Source organism: Arthrobacter sp. SIMBA_036 (assembly GCF_046535135.1).
Classification (GTDB): Bacteria; Actinomycetota; Actinomycetes; order Actinomycetales; family Micrococcaceae; genus Arthrobacter.
Window position 1 is genome coordinate 1 of sequence record NZ_JAWRXG010000159.1, and the last position, 274, is coordinate 274.

The 274-nt window shown below is 63.9% G+C and carries 1 protein-coding gene; it reads right to left on the reverse strand.

Going from position 1 to position 274, the window contains the following annotated elements; translation table 11 throughout:
• The coding region (locus SB659_RS19485; protein ID WP_410551594.1) for a hypothetical protein at positions 1-274 on the reverse strand (274 nt) is incomplete at both ends.

Genomic DNA, 274 nt, shown 5'->3' on the forward strand with positions numbered 1-274 from the left:
CTTCGTGCAATCCCGCCTCGGCGCATTGCCAGGCGGCGATTGCGGCAGGCAGGCATGGCACTTCCTCGCCGATCAACCGTTCTGCGATCAGCCGGTCGATGCGGCGCCTGTCGGTTTTCAGGAGGCTGCCATAAGCGGCCTCCTGCATCAGCACATGCCGGAACCGGAAAGTGTCGCGAGCCTCCGACACGCGCTCGATAATCCCCTCAGCAATAAGCCGCGCGACTGGATGGTCGGGCGGCTGCCGGGCAATGCTGTCGAGAAGATGCATCAG